Consider the following 17,385-nt stretch of genomic DNA (forward strand, 5'->3'; position numbering starts at 1 on the left):
GCGGTCCGGGTGGCCCGAGCGGCCCGCGCGGAGGGGCGCGGACCGGGGTGGGGCGCCGTGGTCCGGCGCCCTACCCCGCCGCGCGAGCCCCGGCTCGTCACGAATGCGGCGCGATCACCACCGCCGTGCCGTACGCGCACACCTCCGTGCCGACGTCCGCCGCCTCGGTGACGTCGAAGCGGAACATCAGGACCGCGTTGGCGCCCCGGGCCCTGGCCTGCTCGACCAGGCGCTCCATCGCCTGGTTGCGGGTCTGGACCAGGGTCTTGGTGAGCCCCTTGAGCTCGCCGCCGATCAGCGACTTCAGGCCGGCGCCGATCTGGCTGCCGACGTGCCGGGAACGCACCGTGAGTCCGAAGACCTCGCCGATCACACGCTCGACCCGGTAACCGGGCACGTCGTTCGTCGTGACCACGAGCACATCGGCCTGCTCGTGCTGTCCGCCGCCATACTCGTCGATGCCCATCCCTGCCACCTTCGTCCGTTCGGTCTGTACGGAGATTCTTCCGCCTGACGAGCGGGACGCACCCCGGCGGCACGGGGTTGCCCCGACCGGGCGAAGTGCGGCGATCGCCGGGGGCGCGGGGCGGGAGGGGCGAGCGGGGGGAGTGCGGGCGGGGCGACTGGAACCGGGGGGTTCCCGGCCGCGTTGCTACCGTTGAACGGCACGCCTTCTCCCCCCCGCCTGTGCCCGGGCCTCGCACGAGCCTGCGCCCTCGACCCAGGAGCCTGTCACCGTGACCCCCGTGACCACACTCGCGCTCGGCCCCCAGTGGCTGGACGCGGACTACCTGATCGGCCAGTTCGGCCTGCTCGGTGTGCTGGCGATCGTCTTCGCCGAGTCCGGCCTGCTGATCGGTTTCTTCCTCCCGGGTGACTCGCTCCTCTTCACCACGGGTCTGCTGGTGACCACGGGCAAGCTGAACGACTACCCGCTGTGGGCGGTGTGCGCCATGGTCGTGCTGGCGGCGGTCCTCGGCGACCAGGCGGGCTACCTCTTCGGACGGAAGGTGGGCCCCGCCCTCTTCCGGCGCCCGGACTCCAGGCTCTTCAAGCAGGAGAACGTCGAGAAGGCGCACGACTTCTTCGAGAAGTACGGGCCGAAGTCCCTGGTCCTGGCCCGGTTCGTGCCGATCATCCGTACCTTCACGCCGATCATCGCCGGCGTGAGCCGGATGAACTACCGCTCCTTCCTGATCTTCAACGTCATCGGCGGCACCCTGTGGGGCGCCGGTGTGACGCTGCTGGGGGCGGTGCTCGGCAAGATCGAGTTCGTGCGGACCAACATCGAGGCGATGCTGGTCGCCATCGTGCTGGTGTCGGTCGTGCCGGTCGCGATCGAGCTGTTGCGCGCCCGGTCGAAGTCCCGCAAGGAGGGCCCGGCGCCCGACGCCGACGGGGTGCCCAGCGGGCCCCAGCCGCCCCGGCAGTACACCCAGGTGCCGCCGCACTACCAGGACGTGCAGCCGTATCCGCTGCGGCAGCCCGAGCAGGGGAAGCAGCCCGCGCGGAAGCAGGGACAGCCCGGGAAGGGGCAGCCCGCGGCACAGCCGCAGCCGGGACCGGCACGGCAGCCCGGGCCGGCGCCGGAGGGCGTCCGTGACGCACGGGGGCCGCAGGGCGCCCAGCCCCCGCAGGCCGCCCCGTACCCGCAGCCGGGCCAGTACTCCCCGCCGGCACAGCACCCGCAGGCGGCACAGGCCGGGCAGTACCCCTACGCGCCGGCGGCGCAGATGCCGCCGGTCCCGCAGAGCCCGCAGTCTCCGCAGCACCTCCCGAACCCTCCGTACTCCCCGGCCTCCCCGTACCCCCAGGCCGCCCAGCAGCCTCTCCACAACCGGCAGCCGCAGCAGCCGCAGTACGCGGAGGACCCCCGGTACTCCGCGTACTCCCAGCCCTCACAGGACACGCAGGGCACACAGCACCCGCAGGACGCGGAGGACGCGCACGACCCCCAGGACCCGAACCGCGGCCCCCGCGGCCGGCACGCGCGCCGCTGACGTCCGTCCCGCCACCTCCCCGGCCGTCCCCCCGCGAGGGGCCGTTCACCCCCACCTTCACCGAACCCCACACGCGTCTCCCCACCCCCATTGGGCACTCGTACTCCTGATCGGGCATGGTTGACCTGGGCAGGAGGCGTGGAGGAGCGCGTGGTGGCTGATCGGCAGCGGGGCGGCGGCCCACCGGATCCGGGCGAGGACCGCAAACCGCAGAGCGACGAGGCGCGCAGCGCGTTCACCCCGCCCCTCGGGGTGCCCTTGCCGGTGCCGCCGGAGGACGAGCACCCGACGTCGGAGTTCGCCGTCCCCGAGGGCGTGGCCGAACCGGAGGACCGGCGTCCGGAGGGTTCGGCCTTCAGCCGGCCCGCCTCCCTCGCGTACCCGGAGATCACCCCGCCGCTCGGCACCCCCCTCGTCAGCCTCACCAAGGACGCGCCCTGGCAGGACCGGATGCGGACCATGGTCCGGATGCCGGTCGGCGAGAGGCCGCTCCCGGAGCGCGCGGTCAAGGAGGAGGAGACCGGGCCGGCCGTGCCGCGCGTGCTCGACCTGACCCTGCGCATCGGCGAGCTGCTGCTCGCGGGCGGCGAGGGCGCCGAGGACGTCGAGGCGGCGATGTACGGCGTCGCGCACGCGTACGGGCTGCACCGGTGCGAGCCGAACGTGACGTTCACCCTGCTGTCCGTCAGCTACCAGCCGTCCCTCGTGGACGATCCCGTCACCGCCAGCCGCACGGTACGCAGGCGTGGCACGGACTACACCCGACTCTCGGCCGTCTTCCGTCTCGTCCACGACATCACGTCCCAGGGGCTCACCCTGGAGGAGGCGTACCGCGGCCTCGCCGAGATACGCCGCAACCGGCACCCGTACCCCGGCTGGGGCCTGACGCTGTCCGCCGGGCTGCTCGCCGGCGCGGCGAGCATGCTGGTCGGCGGCGGGGTCGTGGTGTTCCTCGCGGCGGCGGTCGGCGCCATGCTGGGCGACCGGCTGGCGTGGCTCGCCTCCGGGCGCGGGCTGCCGGAGTTCTACCAGTTCGTGGTGGCCGCGATGCCCCCGGCGGCGATGGGCGTCGCGCTCAGCACCGCCCAGGACCACGTGCACGTGCAGGCGTCCGCCGTGATCACCGGTGGGCTGTTCGCCCTGATCCCGGGACGGGCGTTGGTCGCGGGCGTCCAGGACGGCCTGACCGGCTTCTACATCACCGCCTCGGCACGGCTGCTGGAAGTGGGCTACCTGATCGTCGGCATCGTCTGCGGCGTGATGATGGTGCTCTACGGCGGTGTGCGGATCGGCGGCACCACGCTCGACCCCGAGGCGGCGCTCCAGCGCCAGGAACGGCCCGTCGTGCAGATCGTCGCGGCGATGCTGCTGGCCTTCTCGTTCGCCGTCCTGCTCCAGCAGGAACGTCACACCGTGCTGTACGCGACGCTCAACGGCGGCGTCGCCTGGGTGGTCTACGGGGCGCTCGCCGACACCGGCGGCCTCGACCCGGTGCCCGCCACCGCCATCGCCGCCGGGCTGGTCGGCCTCTTCGGACAGCTGCTCGCGCGCTACCAGTACACGTCGGCGCTGCCGTACGTCACGGCGGCCATCGGGCCGCTGCTGCCCGGTAGCGCGGTGTACTTCGCGCTGCTGAACTTCGCCCAGAACAAGCTGGACACCGGCATGGCCAGCCTCACCAAGGCGGCCGCCCTGGCCCTGGCCATCGCCATCGGGGTGAACCTGGGGGCGGAGGTGGCCCGGATGTTCCTGGTGGTGCCGGGCGCGGCGGCGTCCCGGCGCGCGGCGAAGCGGACGCGCGGCTTCTGACCGCCGGGGGCGCGCTGCCCCGAAGCACCCCGGAAACGCGGACGCGCGGCCTCCGAGGAGCCCTTCCGGGGCCCTCGGGAGCCGCGCGTTCCGTACCGGCGCGATCAGCGCTTCCGGCGCGTCAGATCACCACGGATCAGTGGTGGGAGCCGCCCGCGGCCTCCAGGCGCTTGTAGGACGCCTCGATCTCGGCCTCGGCCTCCGCGCGGCCGACCCACTCGGCACCCTCGACCGACTTGCCCGGCTCCAGGTCCTTGTAGACCTCGAAGAAGTGCTGGATCTCCAGGCGGTCGAACTCCGACACGTGGTGGATGTCGCGCAGGTGCTCGACGCGCGGGTCGTTGGCCGGGACGCAGAGCAGCTTGTCGTCGCCGCCCGCCTCGTCCGTCATGCGGAACATGCCGATGGCGCGGCAGGTGATGAGGCAGCCCGGGAAGGTGGGCTCGTCCAGGATGACAAGGGCGTCCAGCGGGTCGCCGTCCTCGCCGAGGGTGTTCTCGACGAAGCCGTAGTCGGCGGGGTAGCTGGTGGAGGTGAAGAGACGGCGGTCCAGACGGATGCGACCGGTCTCGTGGTCCACCTCGTACTTGTTCCGCGAACCCTTCGGAATCTCGATGGTGACGTCGAACTCCACGAGTGGCTCCTTCATGATCAACACATACGTCTGGTGATTAAGTGTCCCCTACGCAGGTGTGTGGTGGCGAAAGGGGCTGGTCCGTCATGCCCGGGAGCGTCCGTCGGCAGGCCCGGTGGTGGCCTGCAGCCTTGGCGCCGCGGTCCGGTACCGGGCGGTTCGTCGCCGCCTCCACCGCGGTGGGACTGCTCGCCGCGGCCGGGGCGGTGGCCGCTGCCGGGCCCTGGGACGGCGGACAGCGTACGGCCGAACGGGTACGCGCCGCAGCCGCCGACCGGGGGGCGTACGCCCGGGGCGCGCCCTACGGGTCTTCCCGGGCCGGCCCGGTGCTCGCCGGGGTGCTGGGGCTGTCGCCAGGGGCCGGTGGGTCAGGCGGGTCCGGCGGGGCGCCCGCCGCGGCCGGTCTCGCCGCCTCGCTGGAGCCGCTGCTCGCCGACGCCGCGCTGGGCCCCCGCGTCTCGGCCTCCGTCGTCGACGTGGCGAGCGGTGAGCGGCTGTTCGGTGCGAACGAGGCCGCGGCGGTCACTCCCGCCTCCACCGTCAAACTCGCCACCTCCGTCGCGGCGCTCTCCGCGCTCGGCGCGGATCACCGCATCGAGACCACGGTGACGCTCGGGGCCGACGGGATCGTGCTCGTCGGCGGCGGCGACCCCACCCTCACCGCCCGCCCCTCCCCGCCCGGCCGGGAGCCCACCGGCCTTCCGGCCCTGGCCGATGCCACGGCCCGGGCTCTGAAGACGCTCGGTACCGACCACACGGCACTCCGGTACGACGTCTCCCGCTACACCGGGCCCGTACCGCACGCGATCGGCACCAACGAGAACCTCGCACCGGTCAGCGCCCTCATGGTGGACGAGGGCCGGCTGGACGACAGCGACCACGGCCCCGCGGACCGTACGGACGACCCGGCCGGGGACGCCGCACGGAAGTTCGCCGCCCTCCTGGGGGAGCGGGGGGTACGCGTCGAGGGCGAGCCCGCCGAGGGCCGCTCGCCCGCCGGCGCCCGCCGGCTGGCCGCCGTCGCCTCCGCCCCGCTCTCCGACCTCGTCGAGCGGGCCCTTACCCACAGCGACAACGACATCGCCGAGGCCCTGGCCCGGCAGACCGCCCTCGCCGACGGGCAGCCGGCGAGCTTCGAGGGCGCGGGGCGGGCGGTGGCCGCCCGGCTGGCGCGGCTCGGCCTGCCGACGGCGGGTGCGCGCTTCGCCGACGGCAGCGGCCTGGACCGGGCCGACCGGGTCTCCGCGGACCTCCTGGCCCGGCTCCTGGCTCGCGCTGGCGATCGGGGGTCGCCTGAGTTGCGAGCGGTGCTCACGGGACTGCCGGTGGCGGGGTTCAGTGGGACGCTGCGGGAGCGGGTGGCCGGGGGGCGGGGAGTGGTGCGGGCCAAGACCGGGACTCTGACCGGGGTGAACGCGCTGGCCGGGACAGCGGTCGGCGGGAGCGGGCGGTTGCTGGCGTTCGCGTTTCTGGCGGACGCGACATCGGATTCGGAGGGGGCGCAGCGGGCGTTGGATGCATTGGCGGCGGCGGTGGCCGCCGGCCGCTGAGGGTGCCCCAGCCCCGCCCTTTCACCGTTTCCTGCGGGGGCAAGCCCCCGCACCCCCGAAACCGCGCTCCGCGCGGTCGTCCTCAAACGCCGGACAGGCTGAGTACGGCGCCCGGGCGCGCTATCCAGCCCGTCCGGCGTTTGAGGACGAGCGGCGGAGCCGCGATACGGGGTCCGGGGCGGAGCCCCGGGAAACGGCGAAAGGGTGGGACCGGGGCGCCCTCCACCCCCTCCGCAACCGCGCCGCACCACGTACCGTGAACTCATGACGAGCATCGGTGGTGCGGAGATGGTCGACTGGAAGCTCGCGGTGGCGACCGCGACGCGGCTCGTGCGGCCGGGGCCGGAGGTGAGCCGGGACGAGGCCCGCGCGGTGGTCGCGGAGTTGCGGCGGCACGCCAAGGCGTCGGAGGAGCACGTCCGGGAGTTCACCGGGATGACGCCGTCGGGGGCCGGATCGGACACCCCGGTGCTGGTGGTGGACCGGGCGGGCTGGATCCGGGCGAACGTCGCCGGGTTCCGGGCGGTGCTCGGGCCGCTGCTGGAGAAGATGGAGAAGCGCCGGGGCGGGCTGCCGGGCGGCGCCGTGCTGGGCGCGGTCGGCGGCAAGGTCACCGGCGTGGAGCTGGGCATGCTGCTGTCGTTCCTGGCCTCGCGGGTGCTGGGCCAGTACGAGACGTTCGCGCCGCCCACCCGGGACCTGCCGGGCGGCGCCGGCGGCGGCCGGCTGCTGCTGGTGGCGCCGAACATCGTGCACGTGGAGCGCGAACTGGAGGTCGACCCGCACGATTTCCGGCTGTGGGTGTGCCTGCACGAGGAGACGCACCGCACCCAGTTCACGGGGGTGCCGTGGCTGCGCGACCACATCGAGGGCGAGGTCCAGGCGTTCCTCGCCGAGACCGACATCGACCCGGCCACCCTGCTGGAGCGGCTCCGTGAGGCCCTCCAGTCGCTGGCCGGCGGGCGCCCGCCGGAGGACGACGGGGAGCGGGGCGGGCGCAGCATCGTCGAGCTGGTGCAGACCCCCGCCCAGCGGGAGGTGCTGGGGCGGCTGACGGCGGTGATGTCCCTGCTGGAGGGGCACGCGGACTACGTCATGGACGGGGTGGGCCCGCGGGTCGTGCCGTCCGTGACGGAGATCCGGGAGAAGTTCCAGCAGCGGCGGGCCAGCGGCGCGGGCCGGCTGGACCAGGCGCTGCGGAAGCTGCTGGGTCTGGACGCCAAGCTGCGGCAGTACCGTGATGGCGAGCGGTTCGTCCGGGCGGTGGTGGACCAGGTCGGCATGGAGGGCTTCAACAGGGTCTGGACCTCGCCGAACACCCTGCCGACCAAGGCCGAGATCGCCAAACCCGCGGACTGGGTCGCGCGGGTGCACAGCCGGGCCGACGGGTGACGGTGTCACGCCCCTGACGGACGAACGCTCCCGTAATCACCCGTCCGAGGGACCGTGTGCCAGGGGTGGGCGTGCGATGCTCGGGTAAAGGCTCATCTCTGTCACCATCTACGCACACAGCGTGACGATGCAGCCCGCACGTCCCCACAACCCCTTCCCGTCAGCTCCTCGTTGGAACGATTGGACACTCGGACATGGGTCCACACCCCGCGGTCGCGGCGATACGCCTGGCGGTCCGCCGCGTTCTCCACGACGTCCTCACCCTCGCTCCGTCCGAAACCGCAACCGCAAGCGCCCCCGGCGGCTCCAGGCCCCCGCTCGTCCTGGCCGCCTGCTCAGGCGGCGCCGACTCCATGGCGCTCGCCTCCGCCCTCGCCTTCGAGGCCCCCCGGCTCGGCCTCCGCGCCGGCGGCGTCACCGTCGACCACGGCCTCCAGGAGGGCTCCGACCTCCGCGCCGCCGAGGTGGTGAGCCGCCTCCTCGCCCTCGGCCTCGATCCCGTCGAGGCGCTCCCCGTGACCGTCGGCCGGGAGGGCGGCCCCGAGGCCGCCGCCCGCGACGCCCGCTACGCCGCCCTGGACGAGGCCGCCGAACGGCACGGCGCCGCCGCCGTGCTCCTCGGCCACACCCGCGACGACCAGGCCGAGACCGTCCTCCTGGGGCTGGCCCGCGGCTCGGGCACCCGTTCGCTGTCCGGGATGGCCGTGGCCTCCGGGGTCGGGGGCCGCTACCGGAGGCCGTTCCTGGGCCTCGACCGGCAGACCGCCCGCAAGGCGTGCCTGGTGCAGTCGCTGCCGGTCTGGGACGACCCGCACAACGTCGACCCGGCCTACACCCGCTCCCGGGTCCGCCACGAGGCCCTGCCGGTCCTGGAGAAGGCGCTGGGCAAGGGCGTCGTCGAGGCGCTGGCCAGGACCGCCCAGCTGTCCCGGGACGACGCGGACGCCCTCGACTCCTGGGCCGTCGCCGTGGAGCCGTCCGTACGGGACGACAGCGGCGCCCTGGAGGTCGCCAAGCTCTACGCGCTGCCCCCCGCCGTCCGCCGCCGGGTGCTGCGCCGGGCGGCCATCGAGGCCGGTTCCCCGGCCGGTTCGCTGTTCGCCCGGCACATCGAGGAGGTCGACCGGCTGATCACCGGCTGGCGCGGTCAGCGGGCCATCAACCTCCCCGGGCGGGTCGCGGTCCACCGGCATGGTGGCAGACTGGTCCTTCGGCAGGGCTGAATCGAACGACCGTGAGTGACCGCGGGCAGGCCCGGCCGGACCCTGGCCGGGCGGCAGGCGCCCGGACGGCCGGATGAGCCCCAATCGAACGAGAGTGGCGCGGGTGGACGAGAAGGACATGGGCACCGACCTCAAGTCGGTGCTCATCACCAAGGAAGAGATCGACGCGAAGCTGGCCGAGCTGGCCGCGAAGATCGACGCGGAGTACGCGGGCAAGGACCTGCTCATCGTCGGTGTCCTCAAGGGCGCCGTGATGGTGATGGCGGACCTGGCGCGCGCGCTGTCCAACCCCGTCACCATGGACTGGATGGCCGTGTCCTCCTACGGCGCGGGCACCCAGTCCTCCGGTGTGGTCCGGATCCTCAAGGACCTCGACACCGACATCAAGGGCAAGCACGTCCTGATCGTCGAGGACATCATCGACTCCGGCCTGACGCTGTCCTGGCTGCTGTCGAACCTCGGCTCCCGCGAGCCGGCGTCCCTCAACGTCGTCACCCTGCTGCGCAAGCCGGAGGCGGCCAAGGTCGCCATCGACGTGAAGTGGGTCGGCTTCGACATCCCGAACGAGTTCGTCGTCGGTTACGGTCTCGACTTCGCGGAGAAGTACCGCAACCTCCCCTTCGTGGGCACCCTCGCGCCGCACGTCTACGGCGGCTGACCACCCCCGACCAGGGCGGACGGCATTCCCCCCGAAGGGCCCGGCGATTGCCGGGCCACCGGGAACCCCTCACGGTTTTCCGCCGTTGGAGGAGGGGAAGACGGATTTGTTGACCGTCTGCGGCGGCGTCGGGTGACAATGCTGGGGTACCGTCCGAAGGTCAGTCTTTTCAAGCATTCTTTAGCAAGCACCGCAAGCAAGTACTGCAAGGTCGAGCAGAACACCGTACGCACAGGCACCCCGATCGAGGGGCACCGTGCCTCACTGTGGCAGGAGGGACGGGGCGCTCGCGCCCCGTATGGATGGACGTGAAGCGCTACTTCCGTGGGCCGGTCATGTGGATCGTGCTGGCCGTCCTCGCCGTGGTCGTGTTGATGCAGGTCGTCGGCTCGTCCGGCGGCTACAAGTCGGTGGACACCAGTCAGGTTGTCGCGGCCATCCGTGACAACAGGGTGAAATCGGCCGAGCTGACCACGGGCGACGAAAACAAGATCAAGGTCGAGCTCAAGAGCGGCCAGAAGATCAAGGGCAGCGGCAAGGTCCAGGCGAACTACATCGGTGACCAGGGCGTCCAGCTGTCCGCGATGCTCCAGAAGGCCGTCGACCAGAAGGACAAGGACGTCCTGCCCGAGGGCTACAACGTGGCGACGTCCAAGCAGAACCCCTTCATCGGGGTGCTGCTGTCCCTGCTGCCCTTCGTCCTCATCGTGGTCGTCTTCCTGTTCCTGATGAACCAGATGCAGGGCGGCGGCTCCCGGGTGATGAACTTCGGGAAGTCCAAGGCCAAGCTGATCACCAAGGACACCCCGAAGACGACCTTCGCCGACGTGGCCGGTTCCGACGAGGCCGTCGAGGAGCTCCACGAGATCAAGGAGTTCCTGCAGGAGCCCGCCAAGTTCCAGGCCGTCGGCGCCAAGATCCCCAAGGGTGTGCTGCTCTACGGCCCGCCCGGTACCGGCAAGACGCTGCTGGCGCGCGCCGTCGCGGGCGAGGCCGGCGTCCCGTTCTACTCGATCTCCGGTTCCGACTTCGTCGAGATGTTCGTCGGTGTCGGTGCCTCCCGGGTCCGCGACCTGTTCGAGCAGGCCAAGGCCAACGCCCCGGCCATCGTCTTCGTCGACGAGATCGACGCCGTCGGCCGGCACCGCGGCGCGGGCCTCGGCGGCGGTCACGACGAGCGCGAGCAGACGCTCAACCAGCTGCTCGTCGAGATGGACGGCTTCGACGTCAAGGGCGGCGTCATCCTGATCGCGGCCACCAACCGGCCCGACATCCTCGACCCCGCGCTGCTGCGCCCGGGCCGCTTCGACCGGCAGATCGCCGTCGACCGCCCCGACATGCAGGGCCGCCTGGAGATCCTCAAGGTCCACCAGAAGGGCAAGCCGGTCGCCCCGGACGTCGACCTCGCGGCCGTCGCCCGCCGTACCCCCGGCTTCACCGGTGCCGATCTCTCCAACGTGCTGAACGAGGCCGCCCTGCTGACGGCCCGCAGCGACAAGAAGCTGATCGACAACCACATGCTGGACGAGGCGATCGACCGCGTCGTGGCCGGACCGCAGAAGCGGACCCGGATCATGAGCGACAAGGAGAAGAAGATCACCGCGTACCACGAGGGCGGTCACGCCCTGGTCGCGGCGGCTTCGCCCAACTCCGACCCGGTGCACAAGATCACCATCCTGTCCCGGGGTCGCGCGCTCGGCTACACCATGGTGCTGCCGGACGAGGACAAGTACTCGACCACGCGCAACGAGATGCTCGACCAGCTGGCCTACATGCTGGGCGGCCGCGCGGCCGAGGAGCTGGTCTTCCACGACCCGACCACGGGCGCCGCGAACGACATCGAGAAGGCCACCGCCACGGCCCGCGCGATGGTCACCCAGTACGGTATGACCGAGCGGCTCGGTGCGATCAAGTTCGGCTCCGACAACTCCGAGCCCTTCCTGGGCCGCGAGATGTCGCACCAGCGCGACTACTCGGAAGAGGTCGCCGCGCTGGTCGACGAAGAGGTCAAGAAGCTGATCGAGACCGCGCACAACGAGGCGTGGGAGATCCTGGTCGAGAACCGCGACATCCTCGACAACCTCGTTCTGGCCCTCCTGGAGAAGGAGACGCTGAACAAGGAGGAGATCGCCGAGATCTTCAAGCACGTCGTGAAGCGCCCGGCCCGCCCGGCGTGGACCGGCTCCTCGCGCCGTACGCCGTCCAGCCGCCCGCCGGTGCTCTCCCCCAAGGAGCTCGCCCCGAGCAGCAACGGCGCCACCGGTGCCACCGGCGTCGAGTCGGTGGATCTGCCGGAGGACCTCCGCCCGGAGTGAACCGCGCCTCAGGGCCCGGAATGGATGCCGCGTCTCCCAGGTTCTAGCCTGGGGGCGCGGCATCGCGCATGTGTGCGCGCTCCTCCGGCTGGGTGAACGGCCGGCCGACGGGGAGGGCCGCCGCAGGCGCGTACGCACGAGAGAACGAGGCAACATGATCGATCCGGTGACCCTGGACGGCGAGCGAGCCATCGGGCCGTTCGACGAGAAGCGGGCCGAGCAGGCCGTCCGCGAACTGCTGATCGCCGTCGGCGAGGACCCGGACCGTGAGGGCCTGCGGGAGACCCCCGCCCGTGTCGCGCGCGCCTACAAGGAGATATTCGCCGGCCTGCGGCAGGAGCCGGCCGACGTGCTGACCACCACCTTCGACCTGGGCCACGACGAGATGGTGCTGGTCCGGGACATCGAGGTCTACAGCACGTGCGAGCACCACCTCGTCCCGTTCCACGGCGTCGCGCACATCGGCTACATCCCCGCGACCAGCGGCAAGATCACCGGCCTGTCGAAGCTGGCCCGGCTGGTGGACGTCTACGCCCGCCGCCCGCAGGTGCAGGAGCGGCTCACCACGCAGATCGCGGACTCGCTCGTGGAGATCCTGGAGGCGCGGGGCGTCGTCGTGGTGATCGAGTGCGAGCACATGTGCATGTCGATGCGGGGGATCCGGAAGCCCGGCGCGAAGACGATCACGTCCGCGGTGCGGGGCCAGCTGCGGGACCCGGCGTCCCGCGCGGAGGCGATGAGCCTCATCATGTCGGCCCGCTGAGCCGGCGGCACCCGGGAAACACGAAGGCCGCCCGCTGCGCTGCGGGCGGCCCGGCCGGGGGGCGGGAGAGCGTCACGCGCTGAGGCGGCTGCCCATCCACTGGAGGGTGCCGGGGATCTCACGGCGCCAGGTGTTGAAGTTGTGACCGCCGCTCTCCAGGATCATCGAGGAGACCCGGGTGGGGTGCTTGGCGGCGAGGTCGACGAACTTCATCGTGTCCTTGTAGTTGTGCTCGCCCTGCTTGCTGCTGGTGACCAGCATCGAGATCTTGGGCAGCGGCTTGTTCTTCAGCCGCCAGATCAGGTTGTTCTCCTGCTCCAGCTTCTTGCTGCCGCCGAAGAGGGAACCGGTGGTGGGGTCCTGCGGGGCCTTGTAGTAGCCGGAGAGCGCGGCGGCGGCGCCGTACGCCTCCGGGTGGCGCATGGCGAGCTTCAGCGCGCAGTAGCCGCCGGTCGAGTCGCCGATCATGCCCCAGTTGGCGGCCTTGGTGCCGATCCGGTACTGCTGCGCCATGGCCTTGCGCAGGTCCTTGGTGAAGAACGTCTCGGTCTTCGGGCCGTCGGGTATGTCCATGCACTCCGTATCCCGGGGCGGGGCGACGGTCGGCCGCATCATCACCAGGATGGTGGGCTGCATCTTCTTCTCTTTGGCCAGCTTGTGCGCCGTCTGCGGGTAGTGCAGGCCCTTGATCAGCGCCTCGGCGGTGCCCGGGTAGCCGGTCAGCACGACGGAGGCCGGAAAGGTGCGCTTGGCGAACTCGGGCTGGAAGTACTCCGGCGGCAGGTACACGAAGGCCGGGCTGGCGATCCGCGACTCGGGCCCCTGGATGTTCACCTTCTCGATCCGGCCGGCGACCCGGGGGACGGAGGCCCGGGGCACGTTCACCTGCTGGGTGCCGACCACCTGGACGCGGTGGGCGCCCGCGCTGTGGTCCACCACGACGCCCTGGTCCTGCTCCTGGCCGAAGAGGTCGGCCCACGAGGCGTAGAAGCCGAACGAGTAGTTCGCGTAGAGGCCGATGGCGGCGAACAGGGACAGCTGGGTGACGAGCAGCATGCCGACGCGGCTCAGGATGGAACCCACGCTCTTCTTGCCGAACCGCGGCCAGAGCCAGACGGTACACGCGAAGAGCACTACCGCCAGCACGGCGGCCAACAGCAGAACTGTCTTGCTGGTGAGACCCATGAGGTGCTTTCTGCCGAGCGACCCGGCAACGGGTCGCGGAATGGTTACTTCTATCCGGGCCCGCCGCCGGCGGAACCTCCGCCCCTGAACCGTCGTCCTACAGGGCGCACATTGTCCGGAGCGGTACGGCCAGATGCCGTATGCCCACTCGACATGGACGACGGGAAGAGATGTCTGTCAGGGAAGATGGCAAAAAGTCCGATGGGGTTCCTTCGGGTCCGAAGTGGCTGTCGGTGCTTGCCCGGATGGCCAAGGGGCCTCGGCCGGAGCGTGTCCCGGCCGTCGTAGGCACGGTCGCGGCGGTCATCGGTCTGATGGACATCGCCGCCGGCGTCATCCCGCGCTTCCGCTTCAGCAAGATCCACACTCTGGCGGAGGTGCTGCCGGGTGCCGTCACCCAGTTGGCCGCCGCCGCGTCGATCGTCGTCGGCATCCTGCTGCTGATGCTCGCCCACGGCCTCAAGCGCGCGAAGTCGCGTGCCTGGTGGGCCGCGGTCGTCGTGCTGCCGGTGGGCGCCGCCGCGCACCTGATCTACCGGCACTCCATCGCGGGCGCGGTCTTCTCGCTGCTGCTCTTCGCCTACCTGGTGCGGCACCGGAACGCGTTCACCGCGCTGCCCGACCCGCGCAGCCGCTGGAAGGCGCTGGCCAACTTCATCCTGATGGGCGGCGCCAGCTTCGCCCTCGGCTGGGTGATCGTCGGCTCGCACCCGGACCAGATGGTCGGCGACCCGCCGGTGCTGGAGCAGATCGAGCACGTCCTGTGGGGCCTGTTCGGCTTCGAGGGCTCGGTCCGCTACACCGGCGGCGTGGACTACGTCGTCGGCTACTCCCTCGGCGCCCTCGGCCTGCTGACCGTCGCCACCACCGCGTTCCTGGCCTTCCGGCCGGAGTACCCGGCGGCCGTCCTCACCGAGGAGGACGAGGACCGGCTGCGCGAGCTGCTGGCCAAGCACGGTGACCGCGACTCGCTGGGCCACTTCGCGCTCCGCCGCGACAAGAGCGTCGTCTTCTCCCCGTCCGGCAAGGCCGCCGTCTCCTACCGCGTGGTCTCCGGCGTCATGCTCGCCAGTGGCGACCCGATCGGCGACGTCGAGGCGTGGCCGGGCGCGATCGAGAAGTTCATGGAGCTGGCCAAGCGCCACTCCTGGACCCCCGCCGTGAACGGGTGCAGCGAGACCGGCGGCGAGGTCTGGACCCGTGAGACGGGCCTGGACGCCCTGGAGATGGGTGACGAGGCCATCGTCGAGGTCGCCGACTTCAGCCTCAGCGGCCGGGCCATGCGCAACGTCCGCCAGATGGTCAAGCGCATCGAGCGCAACGGCTACAGCACCAAGGTCCGCCGCGTCGGCGACCTGAGCCCCGAGGAGCTCGCGGTCGTCCAGCAGGCCGCCAACGCCTGGCGCGACACCGAGGAGGAGCGCGGCTTCTCCATGGCGCTCGGCCGGATCGGCGACCCGAAGGACCTGGACGCCATCATCGCCACCGCCCACAAGGACGTCGAGGAGGGCGAGACCGCCCCCTTCGGCGATCTGCGGGCCATGCAGCACTACGTGCCGTGGGGCAAGGACGGCAGCTCCCTGGAGCTGATGCGCCGCGACCGCAGCGCCGACCCGGGCATGAACGAACTGCTGATCGTCGCCTTCCTTCAGGCCGCGCCCGAGCTGAAGATCAAGCGCCTGTCGCTGAACTTCGCGTTCTTCCGCTCCGCCCTGGAGCGCGGGAGCAAGCTGGGCGCCGGACCGGTGGTCCGGATCCAGCGCGGGGTGCTGATCTTCCTGTCGCGCTGGTTCCAGATCGAGTCGCTGTACAAGTTCAACGAGAAGTTCCGGCCCCGCTGGGAGCCGCGCTTCATCGTCTTCCCGAACAGCCGCGACCTGCCGCGCATCGGCTTCGCGATGATGCAGGCGGAGGGCTTCCTGGAGCTGCCGCGGCTGCTGCGCCGCCGCCCGGCGCCGCCCAAGCCGAGCTTCGACGAGGACGCGTCGGTGGAGCAGGCGGAGGTCACGCGCGCCGCGTGAGCCGCGCCCGCCGGCCCCTGTGAGAGCCCTTCCCGGAACCGCTTCCGGGGAGGGCTCTCGCCGTGTCGGCCGGTCGTCGTCGCCGGCGGCCCACGGCCTACGCTGGTGGGCATGAGTACCTTGCACGCTCGTATCGGGCCCGTGGGTCTGCCGCGGTGGGACCGCTGCGCGGTGATGGGCGTGGTCAACGTGACGCCCGACTCGTTCTCCGACGGCGGCCGCTGGTTCGACACCGCCGAGGCGGTCAAGCGGGGCCTGGACCTCGTCGCGGGCGGTGCCGACCTGGTCGACGTGGGCGGCGAGTCCACCCGGCCGGGGGCGCTGCGGGTGGACGAGGCCGAGGAGCGGCGCCGGGTGGTCCCGGTCGTCCGGGAACTGGCCGGGGAGGGCGTCGTCGTCTCGGTCGACACGATGCGGGCCTCGGTCGCGGAGGCGGCCCTGGAGGCCGGTGCCGGGCTGGTCAACGATGTGAGCGGCGGGCTCGCCGATCCGGCGATGGTCCCGATGGCGGCGCAGGCCCGGGTGCCGTTCGTGGTCATGCACTGGCGCGGTTTCAGCGAGGACATGAACAGCCGGGCGGTCTACGGCGACGTGGTCGGCGAGGTCGTCGACGAACTGCGGCGGCGGGTGGACGCGGTCGTGGCGGCCGGGATCGAACCGGAGCGGCTGGTGATCGACCCCGGTCTGGGCTTCGCCAAGAACGCGGGGCACGATCTGGCCCTGGTCGCCCGGCTGGACCGGCTGCGGGCGGAGCTGGGGCTGCCGCTGCTGGTCGCGGCGTCCCGCAAGCGCTTCCTGGGCCGGGTGCTGGCGGGCCCGGACGGTACTCCGCCGCCGGCCCGAGAACGGGACGCGGCGACCGCCGCGGTCTCGGTGCTGGCGGCGCGCGAGGGCGCGTGGGCGGTGCGCGTGCACGAGGTGGGCGCGAGCGCGGACGCCGTGCGCGTGGTGAGCGCCGTGGACGCCGCGCGCTCCGGAGCCCCCGAGGGGGCGGTGTGAGCTCGGCGCGCACCGACGCCGAGCGGGTCGAGCTCGCCAACACGGCCCTGTACGAGGCGGTGGAACGCGGCGACACCGAGGCGTTGCGGCGGATGTGGCTGGACGACCCCGGTACCGAGGTGTCCTGCGTCCACCCGGGCTGGCCGGTGCTGCGTGGGCGCGGTGAGGTGCTCCGCTCGTACGCGCTGATCATGGCGAGCACCGACTACATCCAGTTCTTCCTGACCGACGTCGAGGTCTCGGTGGCCGGTGACACGGCCCTGGTGACCTGCACCGAGAACATCCTCAGCGGGGCGCCCGCGGAGTCCGAGGGCGAGCTGGGGCCGCTGGTGGGCCAGCTGGTCGTGGCCACCAACGCGTTCCGGCGGGTGGGGTCGGAGTGGAAGGTGTGGTCGCACCACGGGTCGCCGGTGCTGGCGGGCCGGGAGGACGAGGAGTACGGGGAGCGCGAGGAGGGGCCCGAGGACCTGGACGGGGGTTCGGGGCCGGTCGGGCCGCTGGGCTGACGGGCTCTACGGGTGCTGTGCCGGGGGCCTTTCCCGGCGTCTTTCCGGGCGTTTTTCCAGCGAGGGACGGGCCAGGCGCGTCATCACCGCGCGTCAGTTTGATGGATCCGTGACCACTCGTTCGAGCTGCTTCCCCGGCGGGTATGGGTGCTCATACGCCGGCCGGGGAACGCGGCGGACGCCGGTGACCAGCGTCACAGCCGTTCCCGGGCCGGGGCACCCGCGCCCGGACGCTGTCGGTGCTCGCAGGTAGATTCGACGTTGGGTATCCCGGTCGAAGGCCGGGGACGGGTGACGCCCGGCCGCCGCCGGACGTCCCTCCCCCGTGGC

14 protein-coding genes are annotated in these 17,385 nt (G+C 72.0%); 11 read left to right on the forward strand and 3 right to left on the reverse strand.

What is annotated here, in order from left to right:
• Positions 1–97 precede the first annotated feature (97 nt).
• The gene (locus ACH4PU_RS31565; RefSeq protein WP_004940357.1) at positions 98–466 is read right to left on the reverse strand and encodes a YbjQ family protein; all 369 of its coding nucleotides are present in this window, start codon (positions 464–466) and stop codon (positions 98–100) included.
• 280 nt (positions 467–746) lie between these two features.
• On the opposite strand from ACH4PU_RS31565, the gene ACH4PU_RS31570 reads away from it, so the two are divergent.
• Positions 747–2,000, forward strand: a complete 1,254-nt coding sequence (locus tag ACH4PU_RS31570; protein ID WP_398279768.1) for a VTT domain-containing protein — start codon at positions 747–749, stop codon at positions 1,998–2,000.
• Between the two features lie 150 nt (positions 2,001–2,150).
• Positions 2,151–3,809, forward strand: coding sequence for a threonine/serine exporter ThrE family protein (locus ACH4PU_RS31575; RefSeq protein ID WP_398279933.1), 1,659 nt, complete (start codon positions 2,151–2,153; stop codon positions 3,807–3,809).
• Positions 3,810–3,945: 136 nt separating this feature from the next.
• Here the strand turns inward: ACH4PU_RS31575 and ACH4PU_RS31580 are convergent, their stop codons facing one another.
• Positions 3,946–4,443, reverse strand: a complete 498-nt coding sequence (locus ACH4PU_RS31580) for an inorganic diphosphatase (protein WP_004940362.1) — start codon at positions 4,441–4,443, stop codon at positions 3,946–3,948.
• 131 nt (positions 4,444–4,574) lie between these two features.
• Between ACH4PU_RS31580 and dacB the strand changes: the two genes are divergently transcribed.
• The 6 genes from dacB to folE all read left to right on the forward strand — a co-directional run bounded on the left by dacB (position 4,575) and on the right by folE (position 12,344).
• The gene (dacB, locus tag ACH4PU_RS31585) at positions 4,575–5,993 is read left to right on the forward strand and encodes a D-alanyl-D-alanine carboxypeptidase/D-alanyl-D-alanine-endopeptidase (RefSeq protein ID WP_398279771.1); all 1,419 of its coding nucleotides are present in this window, start codon (positions 4,575–4,577) and stop codon (positions 5,991–5,993) included.
• Between the two features lie 264 nt (positions 5,994–6,257).
• A complete protein-coding gene (locus ACH4PU_RS31590; protein ID WP_185942280.1) occupies positions 6,258–7,385 on the forward strand; it encodes a zinc-dependent metalloprotease in 1,128 nt (375 codons plus the stop codon).
• A gap of 194 nt (positions 7,386–7,579) precedes the next feature.
• On the forward strand, positions 7,580–8,608 hold the full coding sequence (tilS, locus tag ACH4PU_RS31595) for a tRNA lysidine(34) synthetase TilS (protein ID WP_398279774.1): 1,029 nt from the start codon (positions 7,580–7,582) through the stop codon (positions 8,606–8,608).
• 118 nt (positions 8,609–8,726) lie between these two features.
• Entirely contained in the window at positions 8,727–9,266 is a 540-nt protein-coding gene (gene hpt / locus ACH4PU_RS31600; RefSeq protein WP_004940393.1) for a hypoxanthine phosphoribosyltransferase, read from the forward strand.
• Positions 9,267–9,568: 302 nt separating this feature from the next.
• On the forward strand, positions 9,569–11,581 hold the full coding sequence (ftsH, locus tag ACH4PU_RS31605; protein WP_398279777.1) for an ATP-dependent zinc metalloprotease FtsH: 2,013 nt from the start codon (positions 9,569–9,571) through the stop codon (positions 11,579–11,581).
• Between the two features lie 154 nt (positions 11,582–11,735).
• On the forward strand, positions 11,736–12,344 hold the full coding sequence (gene folE / locus ACH4PU_RS31610) for a GTP cyclohydrolase I FolE (RefSeq protein WP_004940397.1): 609 nt from the start codon (positions 11,736–11,738) through the stop codon (positions 12,342–12,344).
• 72 nt (positions 12,345–12,416) lie between these two features.
• Here folE and ACH4PU_RS31615 read toward each other — a convergent pair whose 3' ends face one another.
• Positions 12,417–13,529, reverse strand: a complete 1,113-nt coding sequence (locus ACH4PU_RS31615) for an alpha/beta hydrolase (RefSeq protein ID WP_398279781.1) — start codon at positions 13,527–13,529, stop codon at positions 12,417–12,419.
• 170 nt (positions 13,530–13,699) lie between these two features.
• Between ACH4PU_RS31615 and ACH4PU_RS31620 the strand changes: the two genes are divergently transcribed.
• The 3 genes from ACH4PU_RS31620 (at position 13,700) to ACH4PU_RS31630 (ending at position 17,055) form a co-directional block, all read left to right on the forward strand.
• Entirely contained in the window at positions 13,700–15,550 is a 1,851-nt protein-coding gene (locus tag ACH4PU_RS31620) for a phosphatidylglycerol lysyltransferase domain-containing protein (RefSeq protein WP_398279784.1), read from the forward strand.
• A gap of 111 nt (positions 15,551–15,661) precedes the next feature.
• Positions 15,662–16,549, forward strand: coding sequence for a dihydropteroate synthase (folP, locus tag ACH4PU_RS31625; RefSeq protein ID WP_398279787.1), 888 nt, complete (start codon positions 15,662–15,664; stop codon positions 16,547–16,549).
• On the forward strand, positions 16,546–17,055 hold the full coding sequence (locus tag ACH4PU_RS31630) for a nuclear transport factor 2 family protein (protein ID WP_398279790.1): 510 nt from the start codon (positions 16,546–16,548) through the stop codon (positions 17,053–17,055). Before folP ends, ACH4PU_RS31630 begins: the two co-directional genes overlap by 4 nt.
• Positions 17,056–17,385 lie beyond the last annotated feature (330 nt).

It is taken from the genome of Streptomyces sp. NPDC021100 (assembly GCF_044333095.1).
Lineage (GTDB): Bacteria > Actinomycetota > Actinomycetes > Streptomycetales > Streptomycetaceae > Streptomyces.

What these genes read in the sequence shown, in the direction of transcription:
- ACH4PU_RS31565 (WP_004940357.1), bottom strand. Translation starts at nt 466, where the DNA reads ATGGGCATCGACGAGTATGGCGGCGGACAGCACGAGCAGGCCGATGTG.
- ACH4PU_RS31590 (WP_185942280.1), top strand. Translation starts at nt 6,258, where the DNA reads ATGACGAGCATCGGTGGTGCGGAGATGGTCGACTGGAAGCTCGCGGTG.
- tilS (WP_398279774.1), top strand. Translation starts at nt 7,580, where the DNA reads ATGGGTCCACACCCCGCGGTCGCGGCGATACGCCTGGCGGTCCGCCGC.
- hpt (WP_004940393.1), top strand. Translation starts at nt 8,727, where the DNA reads ATGGGCACCGACCTCAAGTCGGTGCTCATCACCAAGGAAGAGATCGAC.
- ftsH (WP_398279777.1), top strand. Translation starts at nt 9,569, where the DNA reads ATGGACGTGAAGCGCTACTTCCGTGGGCCGGTCATGTGGATCGTGCTG.
- folE (WP_004940397.1), top strand. Translation starts at nt 11,736, where the DNA reads ATGATCGATCCGGTGACCCTGGACGGCGAGCGAGCCATCGGGCCGTTC.
- ACH4PU_RS31615 (WP_398279781.1), bottom strand. Translation starts at nt 13,529, where the DNA reads ATGGGTCTCACCAGCAAGACAGTTCTGCTGTTGGCCGCCGTGCTGGCG.
- ACH4PU_RS31620 (WP_398279784.1), top strand. Translation starts at nt 13,700, where the DNA reads ATGTCTGTCAGGGAAGATGGCAAAAAGTCCGATGGGGTTCCTTCGGGT.
- folP (WP_398279787.1), top strand. Translation starts at nt 15,662, where the DNA reads ATGAGTACCTTGCACGCTCGTATCGGGCCCGTGGGTCTGCCGCGGTGG.